14 protein-coding genes are annotated in these 19,322 nt (G+C 63.8%); 10 read left to right on the top strand and 4 right to left on the bottom strand.

The features are described from left to right. Nucleotides 1-16: 16 nt before the first annotated feature. Both P6U29_RS02865 and P6U29_RS02860 read right to left on the bottom strand, forming a co-directional pair. The gene (locus P6U29_RS02865; protein WP_407116237.1) at nucleotides 17-241 is read right to left on the bottom strand and encodes a DUF2783 domain-containing protein; all 225 of its coding nucleotides are present in this window, start codon (nucleotides 239-241) and stop codon (nucleotides 17-19) included. Between the two features lie 8 nt (nucleotides 242-249). Further along, on the bottom strand, nucleotides 250-1,863 hold the full coding sequence (locus tag P6U29_RS02860; RefSeq protein ID WP_407116236.1) for an FAD-dependent oxidoreductase: 1,614 nt from the start codon (nucleotides 1,861-1,863) through the stop codon (nucleotides 250-252). A gap of 110 nt (nucleotides 1,864-1,973) precedes the next feature. On the opposite strand from P6U29_RS02860, the gene P6U29_RS02855 reads away from it, so the two are divergent. The 3 genes from P6U29_RS02855 to P6U29_RS02845 all read left to right on the top strand — a co-directional run bounded on the left by P6U29_RS02855 (nucleotide 1,974) and on the right by P6U29_RS02845 (nucleotide 5,257). Continuing rightward, nucleotides 1,974-2,516 (top strand): MarR family winged helix-turn-helix transcriptional regulator, encoded by a 543-nt coding sequence (locus tag P6U29_RS02855; protein ID WP_407116235.1) that lies wholly within the window; start codon nucleotides 1,974-1,976, stop codon nucleotides 2,514-2,516. A 163-nt stretch (nucleotides 2,517-2,679) separates the two neighbouring features. Further along, nucleotides 2,680-4,032: a transposase gene (locus P6U29_RS02850; protein ID WP_407113144.1), complete on the top strand. Its 1,353-nt coding sequence runs from the start codon at nucleotides 2,680-2,682 to the stop codon at nucleotides 4,030-4,032. Nucleotides 4,033-4,177: 145 nt separating this feature from the next. Beyond that, nucleotides 4,178-5,257 (top strand): glycosyltransferase, encoded by a 1,080-nt coding sequence (locus P6U29_RS02845; RefSeq protein ID WP_407116234.1) that lies wholly within the window; start codon nucleotides 4,178-4,180, stop codon nucleotides 5,255-5,257. Nucleotides 5,258-5,663: 406 nt separating this feature from the next. Here P6U29_RS02845 and P6U29_RS02840 read toward each other — a convergent pair whose 3' ends face one another. After that, on the bottom strand, nucleotides 5,664-6,470 hold the full coding sequence (locus tag P6U29_RS02840; protein ID WP_407116233.1) for an N-acyl homoserine lactonase family protein: 807 nt from the start codon (nucleotides 6,468-6,470) through the stop codon (nucleotides 5,664-5,666). Nucleotides 6,471-6,836: 366 nt separating this feature from the next. Between P6U29_RS02840 and P6U29_RS02835 the strand changes: the two genes are divergently transcribed. From P6U29_RS02835 to P6U29_RS02815, 5 genes are all read left to right on the top strand, one after another. Further along, nucleotides 6,837-8,378 carry a caspase family protein gene (locus tag P6U29_RS02835; protein ID WP_407116232.1) on the top strand — a complete coding sequence of 514 codons (1,542 nt, stop codon included), beginning with the start codon at nucleotides 6,837-6,839 and terminating at the stop codon, nucleotides 8,376-8,378. Nucleotides 8,379-8,522: 144 nt separating this feature from the next. After that, nucleotides 8,523-9,194: an OmpA family protein gene (locus tag P6U29_RS02830; RefSeq protein WP_407116231.1), complete on the top strand. Its 672-nt coding sequence runs from the start codon at nucleotides 8,523-8,525 to the stop codon at nucleotides 9,192-9,194. 158 nt (nucleotides 9,195-9,352) lie between these two features. Continuing rightward, entirely contained in the window at nucleotides 9,353-10,282 is a 930-nt protein-coding gene (locus tag P6U29_RS02825; protein ID WP_407116230.1) for an efflux RND transporter periplasmic adaptor subunit, read from the top strand. Next, nucleotides 10,282-13,416: an efflux RND transporter permease subunit gene (locus P6U29_RS02820; RefSeq protein ID WP_407116229.1), complete on the top strand. Its 3,135-nt coding sequence runs from the start codon at nucleotides 10,282-10,284 to the stop codon at nucleotides 13,414-13,416. The genes P6U29_RS02825 and P6U29_RS02820 overlap by 1 nt, the downstream gene beginning before the upstream one ends. 14 nt (nucleotides 13,417-13,430) lie before the next feature. Further along, entirely contained in the window at nucleotides 13,431-13,601 is a 171-nt protein-coding gene (locus tag P6U29_RS02815) for a hypothetical protein (protein WP_407116228.1), read from the top strand. A 5-nt stretch (nucleotides 13,602-13,606) separates the two neighbouring features. Here P6U29_RS02815 and P6U29_RS02810 read toward each other — a convergent pair whose 3' ends face one another. Next, a complete protein-coding gene (locus tag P6U29_RS02810; RefSeq protein WP_407116227.1) occupies nucleotides 13,607-14,281 on the bottom strand; it encodes a Crp/Fnr family transcriptional regulator in 675 nt (224 codons plus the stop codon). A 236-nt stretch (nucleotides 14,282-14,517) separates the two neighbouring features. Between P6U29_RS02810 and P6U29_RS02805 the strand changes: the two genes are divergently transcribed. Together P6U29_RS02805 and P6U29_RS02800 are read left to right on the top strand one after the other, a co-directional pair. Beyond that, nucleotides 14,518-16,557, top strand: coding sequence for an AsmA family protein (locus P6U29_RS02805; RefSeq protein ID WP_407116226.1), 2,040 nt, complete (start codon nucleotides 14,518-14,520; stop codon nucleotides 16,555-16,557). A gap of 224 nt (nucleotides 16,558-16,781) precedes the next feature. Continuing rightward, nucleotides 16,782-19,229, top strand: a complete 2,448-nt coding sequence (locus tag P6U29_RS02800) for an adenylate/guanylate cyclase domain-containing protein (RefSeq protein ID WP_407116225.1) — start codon at nucleotides 16,782-16,784, stop codon at nucleotides 19,227-19,229. Nucleotides 19,230-19,322 lie beyond the last annotated feature (93 nt).

The following is a 19,322-nucleotide window of genomic DNA, read 5'->3' as shown; positions in this document are numbered from 1 at the left end:
CCTTTGGGTCACAGGGCTATTGTTGTTGCTGTTGCTGCTGCTGGCCATCGATCATGCGGCGCTTGGCGAGGCCGATCGCCTCGCGCAGCACGTCGATATCGCCGATATGATTGGCGAGGATCAGGACCAGCGCCGCGTCGAAATCCGCGCTCTGCTCTTCCGTGAGGCCGCGATGCGACTCGACGATGGCGCGGAAGGCATCGTCCGGGCGTGCGAAGTTCGAGCTGGTTGAAAGCGGCATGCGAAACCTCAATACAAGCCTTCGGCCCGCGCCAGCGCCGCCGCGATCGCCGAACGCGTCGGATGGCGGAAGCGCGCCGCGACATACCCGTCGGGCCTCAGCAGATAGGCGGCACCCGGCTCGGCACCGTAGCGCCTTGCGACCAGGCCCGAGGGATCGGCAAGTCCACCCTCGCCACCAATGCGGATGCCCTTGATGCCATCGGGCGCATCGATCGGCGCGCCATTGCTGAACGACAGCAAGGTGAAGTCCGTTCCACCCTTGCGGAAGGCATCCGTCAGATAGATCTGCTCGCCGGCGCGTGTTGCGACGGGCGCGTCGAGCATCGAACAGCCGGGCGAGGGTCCACCGCGCCACGCATCCGCATCGAGCGAGGACAGCGGCGAGTCATAGCTGCACGGCACCGACAGCCGGCCGCCATTGACCATGCGCTTGCCGAACTCGGTCTCCTTGGCCAGCGACAGCACCGCCTTGCGCAGCCGCGCCTCCTGATGCGAGTTCGGCGCCATGAAGTCGGTCGAGCGGGTGGATTCGCGGATGTTCTCGTCCGCCGCCATGCTGCGTTCGAAGTGGTAGCTCTCCAGCAGGTTCGCGGGCGATTTGCCCCGCAGCACGCGATCGAGCTTCCAGGACAGATTCTCCGCGTCCTCAAGTCCGGAATTGGCGCCGCGCGCACCGAAGGGCGAGACCTGATGCGCGGCATCGCCGGCAAAAATCACGCGGCCATGGATGAACCGATCCATCCGCCGGCATTGGAATTTGTACAGCGAGATCCACTCGAACTCGAACTTGTCGTGACCGAGCATGCGCGCAATGCGCGGTCGGACGTTTTCCGGCTTCTTCTCGACGACAGGATCAGCGTGACGGTTGAGCTGGAGATCGATGCGCCAGACATCGTCGGGCTGCCGGTGCAAGAGCGCCGAACGCCCAGCATGGAACGGCGGATCGAACCAGAACCAGCGCTCGGTGGGAAATTCCGCCGTCATCTTCACGTCGGCGATCAGGAACTGATCCTCGAACACCTGGCCCGCGAATTCCGCGCCGACCATCTGCCGCAGCGAAGACCGCGCACCGTCGCAGGCGATGACATATTGCGCATTGAGGCGATAGGCGCCCTCCGGCGTTTCGATCGTCAGCAGGGCGGAGTCGTTGCGTTGCTCTAGCGCCGTCACCTTGTTGCGCCAGCGCAGGTCGATCTCGGGCAGTTCGTTGATGCGATCGACCAGATAGGCTTCGGCGTAATATTGCTGAAGATTGATGAAGGCCGGCCGCTTGTGGCCGTCCTCCGGCAGCAGGTTGAACTGGTAGAGCTGCTGCTCGCCATGAAAGATCCGGCCGACGCTCCACACCACGCCCTTGTCGACCATGCGCTCGCCGACGCCGAGCCGATCCCAATATTCCAGCGAGCGCTTCGAGAAGCAGATCGCGCGCGAGCCTTCGCCGATGCGGTCGGCATCGTCCAGCAGCACGACGCGCTGGCCGCGCTGGGCGAGATCGATCGCCAGCGATAGGCCGACCGGGCCGGCACCGACGACCACGATCGGATGCACCGCGGGGCGTGGCCCCGGGCGGTCCTGATCGGGATGGCGGCGATAGCCGAACTGGGATTTGGCCTGCGCCATACACTAACCTCGGCTCTGGTCAGGAGAGGACTGATCTGCTAGATAGTCTCACGTGCAACTATTTTGGACCGGAGCCGGCCGGCCGTCAACAGGAATTCGGAGCGCTCTCCTTGGCGAGGACATCCAGCGACATTGCGGTGAAGACACGGGATCCCGACGAGGCTTCACCGCAACCGAAGCCGCGGCTCGATCTGTTCAAATTCGTGCCATTCCGCCTCAACCGGCTCGCGGCCGAGGTGAGTTCCGCGCTCGCGGTCGAATATCAGGAACGACATGGCCTCGACATTCCGGCCTGGCGCGTGATCGCCACGCTTGGCTTCCGCAACGATGCCTGCAGCGCGCAGTACATCGCGCAATGCACCCGCACGCACAAATCCACCATCAGCCGCGCGGTCACCACGCTGCTGAATGAAGGACTGATCGAGCGGGTCGAGAACGAGGCCGACCGCCGCGAATTCCGCCTGCAACTGACCAAGAAGGGCCGTACGCTTTACGAAGAGCTGTTCCCGCAATTGCTGCGGCGTGAGGACGAGATCCTCGCCTGCCTCTCCGCGCAGGAGCGCAAGCAATTGTCGACCCTGCTCGGCAAGATCGAGCAGAGTCTCGATCTGATCCAGACCAGCGAAGAGGCCGACGCGAAGCAGGCGTATTAGGGCGTGGACTCGCAAGGTCCCGATGTCGGCTTCTTGGGGGTGAGCAGAAGACTTAGGCTTGATCAGAGCATTGCGGGTTTTGGCCGATTTTGTTGAAAAAGGCGGCTGTTGCGACGCAGAGATATCAGTGATTCAGTCTGTCTAGTTGGCAGGACTGAAGATCATGATGGGGCATCGGCAAGTCGACCAGGCTGCGTTGTTCTATGAGTTCTCGCTGGAAAGGCATATCCCCGCCGACCACTTGCTCCGGTCGATCGACAGGTTTGTCGACCTTGAACAGGTCAGGCAGGACTTGGCGCCTTTCTACAGTAGCATCGGTCGGCCTTCGATCGATCCCGAGCTGACGATCCGGATGCTCCTGATCGGTTACTGCTTCGGCATCCGATCGGAGCGACGCCTGTGCGATGAGGTTCACCTCAATTTGGCCTACAGGTGGTTCTGTCGGCTCGGTCTGGACGGGGCGGTGCCGGATCACTCGACATTTTCCAAGAACAGGCATGGCCGCTTCCGGCAGAGCGATCTCTTCCGTCGCGTCTTCGAGAGTGTCTTGCGTCGCTGCATCGAGGAGCGGCTGGTCGGCGGTGAAGGCTTCGCAGTCGATGCGAGTTTGATCAAGGCCGACGCCAATCGGCAGAAGGGGATCGAAGGCGACAAGGGGCTTCCACCCGAGGCCGCGGGCCGAGCGATCGATGAGTATCTGGCTGTCCTTGATGATGCCGCCTTCGGAGCGGCGACTGAGGTTACCCCGAAGTTCGTGTCGCCCTCCGACCCTGCCGCGCGTTGGACGGGAGCGCACGGCGGACAAGCCTACTTTGCGTATTCGACGAACTACCTGGTCGATGTCGAGAACGCGATCATCGTCGATGTCGAGGCGACCACGGCGATCCGTCAGGCGGAAGTGTTGGCCGCCAAGCGCATGATTGAGCGCTCGCTCGAACGGTTCGATCTTTATCCGAGCCGCCTTCTCGGCGACAGCGCTTATGGTTCGGCCGAGATGCTCGGCTGGTTGGTCTACGAGCACGGGATCGAGCCACACGTTACGGTGTTCGACAAGTCGGCCCGCACAGATGGGATCTTCTCGCGCGAGGACTTCACCTATGACCGTGCAGGTGACGTCTACCGGTGTCCCAGCGGCAAGGTTCTTACCACGACCGGAGCGCTGGTGAACGATGGCGCCACGATGCTTTACCTCGCCAGCAAGCGCGATTGTGATCGATGCGCATTGAAGTCCCGGTGTTGCCCCAAGCAGCCTTCACGGAGGGTACCGCGCTCAATCTACGAAGGCGCTCGCGACATGGCGCGCCAGATCGCAAGGTCCTGGGAGGGCCGTACTTCGCGTCGGCTCCGCAAAAAGATCGAGATGCTGTTTGCGCATCTCAAGCGCATTCTCAAGCTCGACCGTTTACGGTTACGAGGCCCAAACGGCGCGCGCGACGAGTTCACCCTCGCAGCCACCGCCCAGAACCTTCGTAAGATGGCCAAGCTGATCCCGATGCCAACTCTAAGGCCATCATAGAAGCTGGCAAAACTGGTGCGCGCGCCAATACAATGAATTACTGCGGCCTTTTTCAACGGAATCGGCCCATTGCGGACTCGAGGGGTACCCTGAAAGAAGCGGGATTTGATCGGCAGCGTTGAAAGGAGCAGATGAACTACCGGTCATGGCAACCCGGCAGGAACCCATTGAATCGTATTTTGTTGAACAGATTTCGACGCTTTTTGTGAGTCGGTGGAATCCGATAAAAAATGTGAGTTCCGTAGACGTCGTTGTTCCCTGCTTCCGGTACGGGCACTTCCTGCGAGAGTGCGTCGAGAGCGTATTGACGCAATCCGGTCCCGAATTGCGCGTGCTCATTATCGATGATGCGTCGCCCGACAATACTGCGGAAGTTGCGCAAGAGTTGGTTGGCTCCGATCTCCGCGCCAATTACCGCAGGCACACCTCGAATCAAGGTCTCATCGCTACCGCCAACGAAGGCATCGCCTGGGTGAAAGCCGACTACATGCTTCTGTTGTCCGCGGACGATTACCTGCTGCCCGGTGCCCTCAACAGATCGGCCGATCTGATGGACGATCATCGTTCTGTCGCTTTCACCTTCGGAGGCGCGGTTGTCCTGGATCAACGGGGGGAGCGTTCGCGCCATAGAACAGGAGTGGGATCCAGAACCCGCGTTTTGTCCGGACTTGATTTCATTGCGCTTAGCGGCGCAAGAAACATTGTGCTGTCACCGACCGTGGTGGTTCGCACGAGCCTGCAGAAAAGAGTGGGCGGGTATTTGGCTGACTTGCCCTACGCCTCTGATATGGAAATGTGGTTACGGCTCGCCGCACATGGCGACGTGGGGGTCATAGCTGCTGATCAAGCCGTGTATCGATCGCACTCGGCCAATATGTCAAGCGAGCTTTCGCGGGAGCAAGACCTGCTCCAACGCAAGGCGGCGATAGAACACTTCCTGAATAGTTGCGCCGCCAGGTTCACGAACGCTGATGATCTTCGTGCCTGGTTGATCCACATGTTGGCTCTTGAAGCGATCGGCTGCGCAAGCGCTGCCTTCAATGAAGGAGCGATGGAAAGCTCAGCACGCCTTTCTAAGCTTGCGGTGAGTATCGATCCGAGCGTTCAACGAACGCGGCGCTGGTGGTTTCTCGCCTGCAAGAAGGCCCTTGGGTTGCGAGGATGGCTGCTGGTGCGGCCTTCAGTTGAGTGGCTTAGATCTATCTTCCAGAACGAGCGCCGGTGAGGCTGCCAAAGCAAGGCGATGGTATTGCTCAGGTCAATCTGGCAACCTTCTACGCCAATGGTTCTCTCGGCTACTCGCCTATGTGCTGGTTAGCCACGCTGCCGATATGGGCAAGCAACTCGCCATCGACAACCTGCCAAGATTGAGGGCGCTCCTGTCGCCAGACCAGTTGCAAGAGAGCCTGCGACTAGCGGAAAAATGGAAGCGAAACGTTCCGTGGCCTACTGAGATAGAAGGGCTTGGACCTTCAAAATAAGATTTCCTGCCTTCGTCCATTTGAACATGCCGTGTCGTTCGGCAGACCGCGGCCTCGGGTCACAAGGCGACGCCCGCGGATGGGCCGCGTATCCGCTCGCCCTCAAAAGCCGACATCGAGGATTTAGGAACACGCGGCAGGCCTTCACCGTCACTTCGCAAACGACCGCGACGGCGGCAAATGTAGCGCCCAGGCGTCAGCCTTGTCGCTGGCGCGCGGATAGATCTCCGTCACGATCGGATCGTGCCCGGGGATAAATCTATCAGGGTGGCCGGCGAGGCGTTCGATCGTCTCCCAGCCTACCGCCATGTCGCCGACATTGTAGACGATCGGGAATGGACTCTTGCGCTGGAGATTGGCGTAGTAGTGCGCGGCGTCGGACGCCAGCACCACCGAGCCGCGCGCAGTCTCGACCTTCACCACCTGCAAGCCGTCGGAATGGCCGCCGACGCGGTGCACGGTGACGCCGGGTGCGACCTCGCCGTCGCCGGAATAGAACGTGACACGCTCGCCATAGACATGGCGCACCATCAGCGTGACGTGCTCGACCGAGAACGGATGTCGCAACAGTCCGTTGCACATGCAGCGCCCCGTCGCGTAAGCCATCTCGCGCTCCTGGAGATGGAAGCGCGCATTCGGGAAGCGGTCGAGATTGCCGGCATGGTCGTAATGCAAATGCGTCACGATGACATCGCGAATGCTCGACGCCGCGACGCCGAAGCGCTCCAGCGCATCGACCGGATTGAGCGTCAGCTTGCGCGCCCGCGCGCTCGCCTCCTCGGCATTGAAGCCGGTGTCGACCAGGATGTCGCGACCGTGCCCTCGGATCAGCCAGACGAAATAGTCGAGATCCTGCGCCGCGCTGTCATGCGGGTCAGGCACGAGGAAGTTCATGTGGGGGGTGCGCGGCGACATCGTCGCGTAGCGCAGGGCGTAGATTTCGTAGACGTTTCCCATGGTCTTCTTTTCTGAGTTGGATCTTGTGGGACGATCGAGCACACCAAGCCATCGCCCGCGGGAAAGGTCAAACGTGGGTCGTTGCGGCGGGGGCAGGGCTGCAATGTGAGACCAATCACATTTTCATCGGCATGGTGACCCTAACATGCTGCCGATAGGATCGAACCAGGTCGCGCCGAGATGTGTCATGACAACCCGTCCATTCCCCTCGCGGCAGGCCCATCCGTTACGGACAATCATTGGGATAAGGTCGAATCTCCAAGCGGTTGACGCCCCCCGCCCCCGGTTTGATAATGCAGGAAGCGTAAGTTAAGGTCGCCGCGGCGCAAGCTGAAACGGCGCCTTTTTGGCTGGACCGCGCTGATTATGAAAATTCGCTTCTTTTTTCTTCTCTCCTTGCTCATCTCGCTTGTCCCGACTGCTCCATCGCTTGCGGCCGGCGACCGCTTTGCGCTGGTCATCGGCAACGCCAAATATCCGGACGCAGATGCTCCGTTGAGGGAACCGATCAACGATGCGCGCGACGTCGCCGATGAGCTCAAGCGGGACGGCTTCTCGGTCGAGATCGGCGAGAACCTGACCGGCGACGGCATGCGCCGGGCCTTCGACAAGCTCTACGCCAAGATCAAGCCGGGATCGGTGGCGCTGGTGTTCTTCAGTGGTTTCGGCATTCAGTCTGCGCGCCAGAGCTATATGCTGCCGGTCGACGCGCAGATCTGGACGGAATCCGACGTGCGCCGCGATGGTTTCAGCCTCGAGACCGTCCTCGGCGAGCTCAACACCCGCGGCGCCGGCGTCAAGATCGCCCTGATCGACGCCTCCAGGCGCAACCCGTTCGAGCGCCGGTTCCGCAGCTTCTCGGCCGGCTTGACGCCCGTTATCGCGCCGAACGGTACGCTGGTGATGTATTCAGCGGCGCTGGCCTCGGTGGTCTCGGACGCTGGCGCCGACCACAGCCTGTTCGTCCAGGAGCTGTTGAAGGAAATCCGCGTCCCCGACCTGATGGCCGAGGAAACGCTGAACCGCACCAAGATGGGCGTCACCCGCGCCTCGCGCGGCGAGCAGGTGCCGTGGATTTCCTCGTCATTGGCCGAAGATTTCTCGTTCATTCCGGGAGCCGGGGGATCGCGTCCCGCAACGCCACCGCCCGCACCTCCCGCTGCGCCGGCCGTTGTCGCCAACAACCCGCCACCCACTCCACCCGCGCCGCCGACACCGCCTCCGCCGCCGAAGCCGGCCGATGCTGCTGCGGCACCCGCGCCTGCTGCTCCAGCTGCCCCCGCGCCTGCGCCGGCCCCACCGCCGAAGCCGCAGATCGAGGCCGCCCTGCCCCCGCCGCCACCGCCGGTGAAACCGATCGATCCCGCTCCCGCACCGAGCACGGACAGCGGGCCCAGTGCCGCCGTCCTGGCTGACGATCCCACGATCAAGAGCCTGACCGCCAAGATTGCCGCCAATCCGGATGACGTGAATGCGCTGTACCGGCGCGGCCAGGTCTATGCCAGCAAGGGCGCCTACAACCTCGCCATCAAGGATTTTGACGACACCCTCCGGATCAATTCGAAGGACGTCGAGGCGCTGAACAACCGCTGCTGGACCCGCACCGTGGTCGGCGACCTCCAGGGCGCGCTGAAGGATTGCAACGAGGCGCTGCGGCTGCGGCCGAACTTCGTCGATGCGCTCGACAGCCGCGGCCTGGTCAACCTCAAATCGGGCGCGGTGAAGAATGCCATCGCCGATTTCGACGCGGCCCTGAAGATCAATCCGCGCCTGACCTCCTCGCTCTATGGACGCGGCCTTGCCAAGCAACGCAACGGCTCGGCCCAGGAAGGGGCGCTCGACATTGCCAATGCCAAGGCGATGGATCCGAACATCGTTCAGGAATTCGCAAGCTACGGAGTGCGTTGATATTTTTTTGCGTTGAGGCCGTCCAAGCCTCGAACCTTGAACAGCCCAGGGAACACTAATGGGCGGATGCCGCAACAGGCCTCTTCGGGGGCTTGTTGCCGGAATTTGGAAGCACGCGAGCTGGCTGCGCAGGAGGGACTGGCTATGAGATCGGCTGCAAAAGGGCTTACCGCGATTCTATCCATCATCACCGTCGGCGCCGCCCTGTCATTGCCGACCTCAGCTGCATATGCGGGCGATGACGGCAACAGCAAGAATGTCACCGAGGACGAGATCGTCCGCGCACTCGCGCCGGCGCCGAAGAAGCCCCTGACCCGCGGCCTCTCGATTGGCCCGCAGACCGAACCCGCGCCGAGCGCAGCGGAGACCAAGCTGCTTCAGTCCGTGCGCGGCCGCTCGACGCGCTCGCTGTCGTCGACCGAGCGCGAGGAAATCGCTTCCGTCGCCAAGGACAAGCCGAACATCGATCTCGAAATCACGTTCGACTACAACTCCGCCAATATCAGCGCCAAGTCGATGCCGTCCGTGCAGGCGCTCGGCCGTGCCTTGACCAGTCCCGACCTGAAGGGCTCGACCTTCGTGGTCGCCGGCCACACCGACGCCGCCGGCGGCGAAGCTTACAACCAGGACCTCTCGGAGCGTCGCGCGGATTCGATCAAGCGCTACCTCGTCGAGAAGTACAACATCTCCGCGACCGATCTCGTCACCGTCGGCTATGGCAAGAGCAAGCTCAAGAATCCGAGCCAGCCGCTGGCGGAGGTCAATCGCCGCGTGCAGGTCGTCAACATGGAAAACAAGACCACCGCATCGAAGTGAGCACGACGTAATCCTTTGCAGTGACAAGTCGTGATGTGGTGTAAGGTCTCGCTGTTGAAGCGCGTCCCGCAGCCTTGCGGGACGCCGCTTTATTTCCGGGAAACGCTCTGTTTGGGCCTCGCGCGGATGGCCGTGAGCAAGGTCAGGATGATTCCGCGATGAATTTGACTGAATATCTCAAGCCGGCCGGAACCGTCGTGTTCGTCGTCGCGCTCGGCGTCGGCTATTATCTGTTCGAGCACCGGAAGCGCGCCGAGGTGAAGGAGACGCCAAGCACGGCGCTCGTCATCGTGACGAAGTCGACCAATGCCTGCTTCTCCGACCTGGTGCGGGTGACCGGCTTCTTCGTGCCGCGCCGCGAGGCGGTCGTCCTTGCCGACCAGGAGGGGGCCAGGGTCACCGACCTCCTGGTCACCGAAGGCACCGTCGTCGCCGACAACCAGGAGCTGGCGCGGCTGACTGCGCCGCCGCAGATTCCGGGTCAGCCGCAGCGACCCGGCCCACAAGGCCCGCTCTCACTGAAAGCGCCCGCGCCGGGCCTCATCACCGAGGTCCGCACCGTCGTCGGCGCGCCGGCCTCGCCGCAGGCAGGACCGATGTTCCGGATTGCCGTCAACAATGAGATCGAGCTCGACGCCCAGGTTCCGGCGGTGCACATGTCCAAGCTCAGCTCCGGCGCGACCGTGCGCATCAGCCGCGACGATGCGCCCGATTTGATCGGACGGGTCCGGCTGGTTGCACCCGAAATCGACCGCGCCACCCAGCTCGGGCGCGTCCGCATCAGCGTCACCAACAATCCCTCGCTGAAGGTCGGCGTGTTCGCCCGCGCCTCGATCGATGCCAAGCGAAGCTGCGGCGTTGCCGTGCCCAAGACCGCGATCGATCATCTGACGGTGCAGGTCGTCAAAGGCAACATTGTCGAGACACGCAAGGTGCGGGTCGGACTGTCGTCCGACAGCGCGACGGAAATCCTGGAAGGGCTCGAGGTCGGCGAAATCGTCGTGGCCGACGCCGGCTCTTCGCTCCATGATGGCGACCAGATCAAGACCATGTTCGCCGATGAACTCGATCGCACGCGGGTACGCTGATGGCTCTCAATATCTCGGCATGGTCTATACGTCATCCGCTGCCGTCTGTCGTCTTTTCGATCATCCTGCTGGTTCTCGGCTGGACCTCCTTCACCAAGCTCGCGATCACACGGCTGCCCTCGGCCGACATCCCCGTGATCTCGGTCGCGGTCTCGCAGTTCGGCGCAGCGCCAGCCGAACTCGAATCCCAGGTCACCAAGACGGTTGAAGACGCGGTCTCCGGCGTCGAGGGCGTCAGGCATATCACCTCCTCGATCACCGACGGCCTCTCGGTCACCACGATCCAGTTCGCGCTCGAGACCAACACCGACCGCGCGCTCAACGACGTCAAGGACGCGGTGACGCGCGTGCGCTCCAACCTGCCGCAGAACGTCACCGAGCCGCTGATCCAGCGCGTCGACGTCATCGGCCTGCCGATCGTGACCTATGCCGCAATCTCGCCCGGCAAGACGCCGGAGCAGCTCTCCTATTTCGTCGATGACGTGGTCAAGCGTGCGCTCCAGGGCGTGCGCGGCGTCGCGCAGGTCGAGCGCATCGGCGGTGTCGAGCGCGAGATCCTGGTCTCGCTCGATCCCGACCGCCTACAGGCGATGGGGCTCACTGCGGTCAATGTCAGCCAGAGCCTGCGCGGCACCAATGTCGACGTCGCCGGCGGCCGCGCCGAGATCGGCAAGAACGACCAGGCGATCCGTACGCTCGCCGGCGCCAAGACGCTGGGCGATCTCGCCGGCACCATGATCCCGCTGTTCGGCGGCGGCGAGGTCCGGCTCGATGATCTCGGCACCGTCACCGACACCATCGCCGACCGCCGCACCTTCGCACGTTTCAATGGCGAGCCGGTGGTCGCGCTCGGCATCAAGCGTTCCAAAGGCGCCAGCGACGTGAAGGTGGCCGAGGCCGTGCAGAAGCGCATCGACGCGCTGAAAACCGCCTATCCCGACGTCGACCTGAAACTGATCGACACTTCGGTCGAATATACCAAAGGCAATTACCACGCGGCGATCTCGACATTGTTCGAAGGCGCCATCCTCGCCGTCATCATCGTGCTGCTGTTCCTGCGCGACCTGCGCGCGACCATCATCGCCGCGATCTCGTTGCCGCTATCGATCTTCCCGGCGTTCTGGGCGATGGACCTGCTCGGCTTCTCGCTCAACCTCGTCAGCTTCCTCGCCATTACGCTATCGACCGGTATTCTCGTCGACGATGCCATCGTCGAGATCGAGAACATCGTCCGGCACATGAACATGGGCAAATCGCCCTACCGTGCCGCGCTGGAGGCCGCCGACGAGATCGGCCTCGCGGTGATCGCGATTTCGCTGACCATTATCGCGATCTTCGCACCGGCGAGCTTCATGTCGGGCATTGCCGGACAGTTCTTCAAGCAGTTCGGCATCACCGTCTCGGTGCAGGTGTTCTTCTCGCTGCTTGCCGCGCGCTTCGTCACGCCGGTGCTGGCCGCCTACTTCCTCAAGCACAGTTCGCATGCGGAGCCGCCGCCCGGCCGCATCTTGCGGTCCTATCATGGGATCGTGGCCTGGTCGGTGAAGCACTATTTCATCACGGTGCTGATCGGCCTCGGGATTTTCGCCGCCTCGATCTGGAGCATCACGCTGCTGCCGCAGGGCTTCCTGCCGGCCCAGGACAGCGCCCGCTCGCTGCTTGCGCTCGAGCTGCCGCCGGGCACCCAGCTCGCCTACACCGAAAAGGTGACCGAGGACATCGTCGCGCGCCTGCGCAAGCGGCCCGAGGTGAAGAGCATCTTCGTCGACGGCGGGCGCGTCCCGCCGGGAACCCAGGAAGTCCGGCGCGCCGCCCTGATCATCAACTACACGCCCAAGGACAGCCGCGACATCACCCAGCGCGAACTTGAATTCTCGATCAGCCAGGAGCTGGAGAACGTTCCGGACATCCGCTTCTGGTTCCTCGACGAGAACGGCCTGCGCGCGATCTCGCTGGTGGTGACCGGTGTCGACCCCAACATCGTCAACAACGTCGCGAGCGAGCTTGCGACGCAGATGAAACGTATTCCCACCATCTCCAACGTCATCTCCGAGACCTCGCTGGAGCGCCCCGAGCTGCGCATCGAACCGCGCGCCGATCTCGCCGCACGGCTCGGCGTCTCCACCGAAAGCCTGTCGCAGACCATCCGTGTCGCCACCATCGGCGACGTCGGGCCTGCGCTCGCCAAATTCGACGTCGGCGATCGCCTGGTGCCGATCCGCGTGCAGCTCGAGGATGCCGCCCGCGGCAATCTGAAGACGCTGGAGCAGTTGCGCGTGCCGCTCGGCGAGCACGGCGAGAAGGGCGGCGTGCCGCTCTCGGTCATCGCCGACGTCAAGCTCGACCAGGGTCCGACCAGCATCAACCGCTACGATCGTGAACGGCAGGCGACCGTTGCGGCCGACCTCGTCGGCTCGGCCGCGCTCGGCGATGCCACCAAGAAGATCTATGACCTGCCGGTCATGAAGACCCTGCCGAAGGGCGTGAAGGTCTCGCCCTCCGGCGACGCCGAGAGCCTGAACGAATTGTCGGACGGCTTCGCGACTGCCATCACGGCCGGACTGATGATGGTCTACGCCGTGCTGGTGCTGCTGTTCGGCACCTTCCTGCAGCCGATCACCATCCTGTTCTCGCTGCCGCTCTCGATCGGTGGTGCCATCGCGGCCCTGCTCGTCACCGGCAAGCAGCTCACCACGCCGGTGTGGATCGGCATCCTGATGCTGATGGGCATCGTCACCAAGAACGCGATCATGCTGGTGGAATTCGCCATCGAATCCATCCATGCGGGCAAGCCGCGCGAGGAAGCCATGATCGACGCCGGCATGAAGCGCGCCCGCCCGATCGTGATGACCACGATCGCGATGGCCGCGGGCATGATGCCGAGCGCGCTCGCAGTCGGTGCCGGGGGCGAGTTCCGCTCGCCGATGGCGCTCGCGGTGATCGGCGGCCTGATCTTCTCGACCATCCTGTCGCTGGTGTTCGTGCCCGCGATGTTCATGGTGATGGACGATTTCGGCGCCCTGATCTGGCGCTTCGCCAAACGACTGATCGTGCACAGCGAGGATGCGGAGAGCAGCAAGCATCACGAAGCTGCACCGGCAGCGAAGAACGTCGCGCACCGTGCTGCGGAGTAGTAGAAGCGCAGGACGTGCCTGCAAGCGACGCCCATGAACCCGACATCGCGGAAGACCATTTTCGTTACGAAATGTTCAAGCGCACGGGTCAAGCCGTATCGCTCGAGGCCGTCAAAGCGTGGGTCTCCAGTTGGGGCTCTTCTGACGAACTACATCGCCCCAAGGCGATTGACGTGCGCCGCTAGCGACTTCACTCGTTCCGCGCGATCGCCGTCAGCTTGGTCATGTTCCGCAGTAAGATCCGGCCGCGCTGGAGATCGAGTATGGCTTCCTTGCGCCAGGCCTGGAGCTGGCGGTTGACGCTTTCGCGGGCGGCACCGACGAAGACGCCGAGCTGCTCCTGCGAAATGTGGACCTCGGAGCCGAAATCGGCAGCGAGCGCGCAGAGCCGCCGCGCCAGCCGCACCGGCAGCGGCTGCAGCATGGATTCCTCCATGCGCTCGCTCTGCCAGCGGATGCGCTGGCACAGCAGGGCGATGATCTTGATCGCGACCTTTGGCTCGCGCTCGAGGAAGCCGAGGAAATCTTCGCGCCGCAGCACGAACAATTCGCTGGCCTCGCCCGCGGTGGCGTCTGCCGTACGATTCTGGCCGTCCATCACCGCGACCTCGCCGAACAGGTCGCCCGGCCCCATGAAATTCAGCGTCAGCCGGCTGCCGTCGGAAGCGCCGGTCTCGATGCGGACCTGGCCGCGGCGCACACCGAACAGCGCATCTCCGGGATCGCCCTTCTGGAACAGCACCTCGCCACTCCCCAAATGCTGGGTGTGACAGAGATTGGACAACCGCTGGAGCTCGTCTGCGCCGAGATCAGCGAACATCGGGTTCATCTTCAGGATGACCGCAAATTCGGCCTGCTTGCTCATCTCAATGTCCTTGTGAACGTCCTGGTCATTGTTCTCAGCAAATCGCTTGAAACCATCAACTTCAGGATCGCGTAAAACCGCGCCGGAGAAGTGTGTCATAAGTCACATAACTTTGCAGCACCCCCTGATTATTTTTACGCGCTTGGAGCCGCTTCCCGTCCGGGGATAAACTCAAGGCGCAAAGGACGGGTCATCTGCCGGATTCGACGCCGATTGTCCGTCGCTGGAAAGTCGAGATGAGAGCATTGAAATTCGCCGGCGGGGCTTTGGCCGCCGTCATCATCGTGATCGCACTGCTGCTGGTGGTCGGGATCCCCTCGGGCTTCCTGACCTCGACCATCGCCGCGCGGGTCGAGAGTGCGACCGGCTATCGCCTGTCGATCGACGGCACCACCAAGATCAGCCTGTGGCCGACGCTGAACGTTACCTTGAACGACCTCACACTTGCCGACCCCAAGGACCGCAGCGGCATCACGCGCCTGACGGTCGACAGCGTGCAGGCCGATATGTCGCTCGCCAGCGTGTGGTCGGGCCGCCCTGAGATCAGCGAGCTCGTCGTCTCCCATCCCGTGCTCTATCAGCCGCTGCTGCGTGAGCGACTGCCGAATGCCGGCGCCCCGGCAAAGCCGCTCACGCTGGATACCAATGGTGCCACGATCGACCGCATCAAGGTCACCGACGGCGAAGTCGCGTTCTCCCGCTTGCGCGATCGTGTCGAGGGCCGCATCAGCGCCATCAACGCCGATGCGATCGTTGACCGGGACCGCAAGGTCACCATCACCGGCACCGCGCGCGTCGGCCAGCATCCAACCAAGTTCGACATCAAGGCAACCTCGCCGACATCGCCGGTCGAACGGCCGACGGTTCCGGTGGATTTCGCCATCGACATGCCTGACGTGCTGAAGTCCCAGCTCACCGGTCACGCCGAGATGCGGCTCAATGGCGACGTCGTGATGATCAACGGCGTGAATGGCAGGCTCGGCGACGGCGCATTCAACGGCTGGGCCTCGGTCGACATCGCGAGCAAGCCGCTGGTCAAGGTCGATCTCGACTTCCAGCGGCTCGCGATGCCGCTAGCGAAATCGCCGGACGGCGTGTCCGGGCAACCCTGGAGCAATGCGCCGATCGACGTCTCCGGGCTCAACTATGTCGATGCGCAGGTGCGGATCTCCGCGAACGAAGCCGTGATCGGCGATGCGCGCATCGCGCCGCTGGCGCTCGATGCCAAGCTCGCCGGCGGCGTGCTGAAGGCCGGCACCGCCAATCTCGGCGCCTATGGCGGCCAAGTCTCGGGCGAGGTAATCCTGGATGCGACCACCGGCGCGCCGAGCTTTGCCATGCATTCCGACCTCGTCGGCGTGCGTGCACTGCCGCTGCTGCAGGGCCTCGCCGAATTCGACCGCATCGACGGCAAGCTGCAGGCCAAGCTCGCTTTGCGCAGCGCCGGCAACAGCCAGCGCGCGCTGATGGCGAACATGCAAGGCACGGCCTTCGTCAATTTCCAGGACGGCGCCATCCGCGGCATCAATGTCGCGCAGATGATCCGCTCGCTGACGACGAGCACGCTGTCCGGCTGGCAAGGAAACCAGGACCCCAGCCAGGAGCAGAGCACGGATCTGTCGCAGCTCTCGGCCTCCTTCCGCATCGACAAGGGCCAGGCGGTGACGACCGATCTCAATCTGATCGGGCCGCTGGTGCGCGTCACCGGCGCGGGCACCATTGCCCTCGACACCAAGATGATGGGCTTTCGCGTCGAGCCGAAGCTCGTCATGACGACCGAAGGCCAGGGCCGCACCTCCGAGCCGGTCGGCTTCGGCATCCCCGTGATGATCCAGGGCAGTTGGTCGCAGCCGCGGATCTACCCTGACATCGCCGGCGTGCTGGACAATCCGGACGCCGCCTATGCCAAGCTGCGCGAGATGGGCAAGGGCCTGTTCGGCCCCGATGGCGCCGGGCTCGGCAACATCCTGGGCAGCCTCGGGCTCGGCGGCACCACCGCGCCGGGCGGCGGCAATGCAAATCCGCAAACCCAGCAGCCGGGGCAAAACGATCTGCTCGGCGGCCCCTTGGGGGAGGCGATCGGCAATCTGATTCAGCAGGGACTTTCCAATGGCACAGCAACCGGCACTGGCACCGGCCGCAGTCGCAGCCTGCCGGTAACGCCCTCCACACCGGCGCCGCAGGCCTCGCCTGCCCCAGCTCCGGAGGACCCGCCGCCCGCGCAGCAGGACAGTCAGCCAATGAACGACGTGCTGCGGCAGCTCTTCAATCGGTGATTGGCAGAACTGACGCGCGGGACCGGCTTGCTCACCTGCGGCGAAGGGATGAGGCTGCGACAATTCACCACTCTGCTTCCTGCCCGGGAGTCCACAGGGAGTAACCACACCGGCCGGTCCGCCGGCCGCGCGACGGCCCCTTGGCCTAAATTGTGGTAGAACGGCCCGGAAGGGGCTGTACGGCCCGCAGCGCGCAGCGTCAGTGGCGGCGCGAGAGGATCGGGATGGCAGGAGCGAACGACAAGACACGATCTCTGCGCGAGGGCCTGTTCGCCAAATACGTCGTCTCCCTCGTCGGCCTCGTCGTGTTCGTCCTCGCCGTCAACGGCGCGATGGAGACCTGGATCTCCTACCGCGCCACGAGGACACAGCTGACCGACGGGCTGGAGGACAAGGCGCAAGGAGCCGCCCGGCGGATCGAGCAGTCGATTTCCGAGCTCGATCGTCAGATCAGCTGGGTGACGCGCGCGAGCCAGGACACGCTGGAGAAGCGCCGCGCCGACTACGCCCAGCTGCTGCACCAGGTCTCGGTCGTCAATCAGCTGTTCCAGCTCAACGGCGACGGCCGCGAGGTGCTGCGCGTTTCCAGGCAATCGACCACGACCGGCGGCAATGCCGACCTCTCCCGGGACGTGCGCTTCACCGACGCCGTCACCCGCGGCGTCAGCTATGCGCCGGCCTGGTTCGCCGACCGGACACCGTTGATGTCGATCTCGGTGGCGCATTCCGGCTTCAATGCCGGCGTCACCGTGGCCGAGATCGATCTCAGCTTCCTCTCCGACTTTCTCTCCGACGCCCAGGTCGGCAAGGCGGCCTTCGCTTATGTCGTCGATCCCCGCGGCCGGGTGCTGGCGACGTCGTCGAAAGGGCCCGAAATCGGCAAGGACCTTTCCAAGCTGCCGCAGGTTGCGGCCGCGATTGCGCCCGGCCACGAGCCCGACACGTCGGGCACCGACTTCAACGGCCATGCGGTGATGAGCGCCGCGAGCATCGTGCCGAAGCTCGGCTGGAGCGTGCTGTTCGAGCAGCCGACCACGCAGGCCCTGATGCCGATCCGCGACCAGCTGGTGCGCATCGCGCTGCTGATCGGCATGGGCCTGCTGGTCGCGATCCTCGCCGGCACGCTGCTCGCCCGCCGCATGATCATCCCGATCACGGCGCTGCGCGACGGCGCGCACAAGCTCGGCGAGGGCGATTTCAGCCACCGCATCGACGTGCACACCTCCGACGAGCTGGAAGACCTCGCCGGGCAGTTCAACCGCATGGCCGATCAGATCCAGGAGACCTATTCGAACCTGGAGACCAAGGTCGAGGAACGCACCCGCGATCTGGCGCAATCGATCCACGAGCTCAAGGTGCTGGAGGAGGTCGGCCGTGCGGTGGCCTCCTCGCTCGATCTGAACGCGGTGCTTGCGACCATCGCCGCTCGCGCGATCGAGATCACCCGCGCCGACGCGGTGCTGATCTATGGCTTCGACGCCGAAGCGCGCCGCTTCAACCTGGTCGAGGCCAACGGCATCGACAAATCCGCCGAGGGCGCGCATGTGACCATCGCGCAAGGCGAGAACATCCTGAGCGATGCCGCGGCGAGCGGCGAGCCGATCGCGCTTGCCGAGCTCGGCGAGGCCGCCGAGCAGCCGCTGCGCGAGGTCGCGCTCGCTGCCGGCTTCAACTCGGTGCTGGTGGTGCCGCTGATCGACCAGCAGGGCACGCTAGGCTCGCTGGTGCTGCTGCGCCGCGCCGGCGGCGAGTTCGCCGGCAGCATCATCGGCCTGATGCGCACCTTCGCCAACCAGGCCGTGCTGGCGATGCGCAATGCGCACCTGTTCACCGAGGTCGACCACAAGAGCCACGCGCTGGAGACCGCGAACGAGACCGTGCGCGCGCAGGCCGACAAGCTGCGCGTCCAGACCGAGCAGCTCAAGGACTGGAACAAGTCGCTGGAGGCGCGCGTCAAGACCCAGCTCGGCGAGATCGAACGCATCCGCAAGCTCGAGCGTTTCCTGGCGCCGCAGGTGGCGCAGCTGATCGCCTCCTCCGACAGCCCCGAGGGGCTGCTCACCAGCCAGCGCCGCGAGGTCACGGTGGTGTTCTGCGATTTGCGCGGCTTCACCGCGTTCACGGAAGCGACCGAGCCGGAAGAAGCAATGAACGTGCTACGCGAATATCACGCAGCGCTCGGCCAGCTGATCTTCAAATATGAGGGCACGCTCGACAAATATGCCGGCGACGGCGTGATGGTGCTGTTCAACGCGCCGATCCAATTCGAGGACCACACCAAGCGCGCGGTGAAGATGGCGGTGGAGATGCGCGACACCATCGGCCCGCTGACGGAGCGCTGGCGCAACCGCGGCCACAGCCTCGGGTTCGGCATCGGCATTGCGCTCGGCTACGCCACGCTCGGCCAGGTCGGCTTCGAGCAGCGGCTGGAATATGCCGCGATCGGTAGCGTCACCAACCTCGCCTCCCGCCTCTGCGGCGAAGCCAAGCCCAACCAGATCGTGGTGAGCCGCCGCGTCTACGGCATGGTCGAGCCCTGGGTCGAAGCGCGCGCGCTCGACGATCTCCAGCTCAAGGGTTTTAATCACCCGGTGCTGGCGATGGAGATCCTGAGCTGGCGCGAGGAGGTGGAGAACGTGGTGGATGCCGCGGCGGTGCGGCGAAGGATGTAGCCAAAGCAAAAAGTGCGAAAACAACCCCATGCACAGTAGGCAGGGGCTTTGGGATCAATGACTTACGCAGGCCTCGCGCGGATGCCGACGTGG

The sequence above is a fragment of the Bradyrhizobium sp. LMG 9283 genome, assembly GCF_045571415.1.
GTDB lineage: Bacteria > Pseudomonadota > Alphaproteobacteria > Rhizobiales > Xanthobacteraceae > Bradyrhizobium.
This window is presented reverse-complemented; position numbering and strand designations above follow the sequence as displayed.

What these genes read in the sequence shown, in the direction of transcription:
- P6U29_RS02845 (WP_407116234.1), top strand. Translation starts at nt 4,178, where the DNA reads ATGGCAACCCGGCAGGAACCCATTGAATCGTATTTTGTTGAACAGATT.
- P6U29_RS02840 (WP_407116233.1), bottom strand. Translation starts at nt 6,470, where the DNA reads ATGGGAAACGTCTACGAAATCTACGCCCTGCGCTACGCGACGATGTCG.
- P6U29_RS02810 (WP_407116227.1), bottom strand. Translation starts at nt 14,281, where the DNA reads ATGAGCAAGCAGGCCGAATTTGCGGTCATCCTGAAGATGAACCCGATG.
- P6U29_RS02850 (WP_407113144.1), top strand. Translation starts at nt 2,680, where the DNA reads ATGATGGGGCATCGGCAAGTCGACCAGGCTGCGTTGTTCTATGAGTTC.
- P6U29_RS02860 (WP_407116236.1), bottom strand. Translation starts at nt 1,863, where the DNA reads ATGGCGCAGGCCAAATCCCAGTTCGGCTATCGCCGCCATCCCGATCAG.
- P6U29_RS02830 (WP_407116231.1), top strand. Translation starts at nt 8,523, where the DNA reads ATGAGATCGGCTGCAAAAGGGCTTACCGCGATTCTATCCATCATCACC.
- P6U29_RS02800 (WP_407116225.1), top strand. Translation starts at nt 16,782, where the DNA reads ATGGCAGGAGCGAACGACAAGACACGATCTCTGCGCGAGGGCCTGTTC.
- P6U29_RS02825 (WP_407116230.1), top strand. Translation starts at nt 9,353, where the DNA reads ATGAATTTGACTGAATATCTCAAGCCGGCCGGAACCGTCGTGTTCGTC.
- P6U29_RS02835 (WP_407116232.1), top strand. Translation starts at nt 6,837, where the DNA reads ATGAAAATTCGCTTCTTTTTTCTTCTCTCCTTGCTCATCTCGCTTGTC.
- P6U29_RS02805 (WP_407116226.1), top strand. Translation starts at nt 14,518, where the DNA reads ATGAGAGCATTGAAATTCGCCGGCGGGGCTTTGGCCGCCGTCATCATC.
- P6U29_RS02820 (WP_407116229.1), top strand. Translation starts at nt 10,282, where the DNA reads ATGGCTCTCAATATCTCGGCATGGTCTATACGTCATCCGCTGCCGTCT.
- P6U29_RS02865 (WP_407116237.1), bottom strand. Translation starts at nt 241, where the DNA reads ATGCCGCTTTCAACCAGCTCGAACTTCGCACGCCCGGACGATGCCTTC.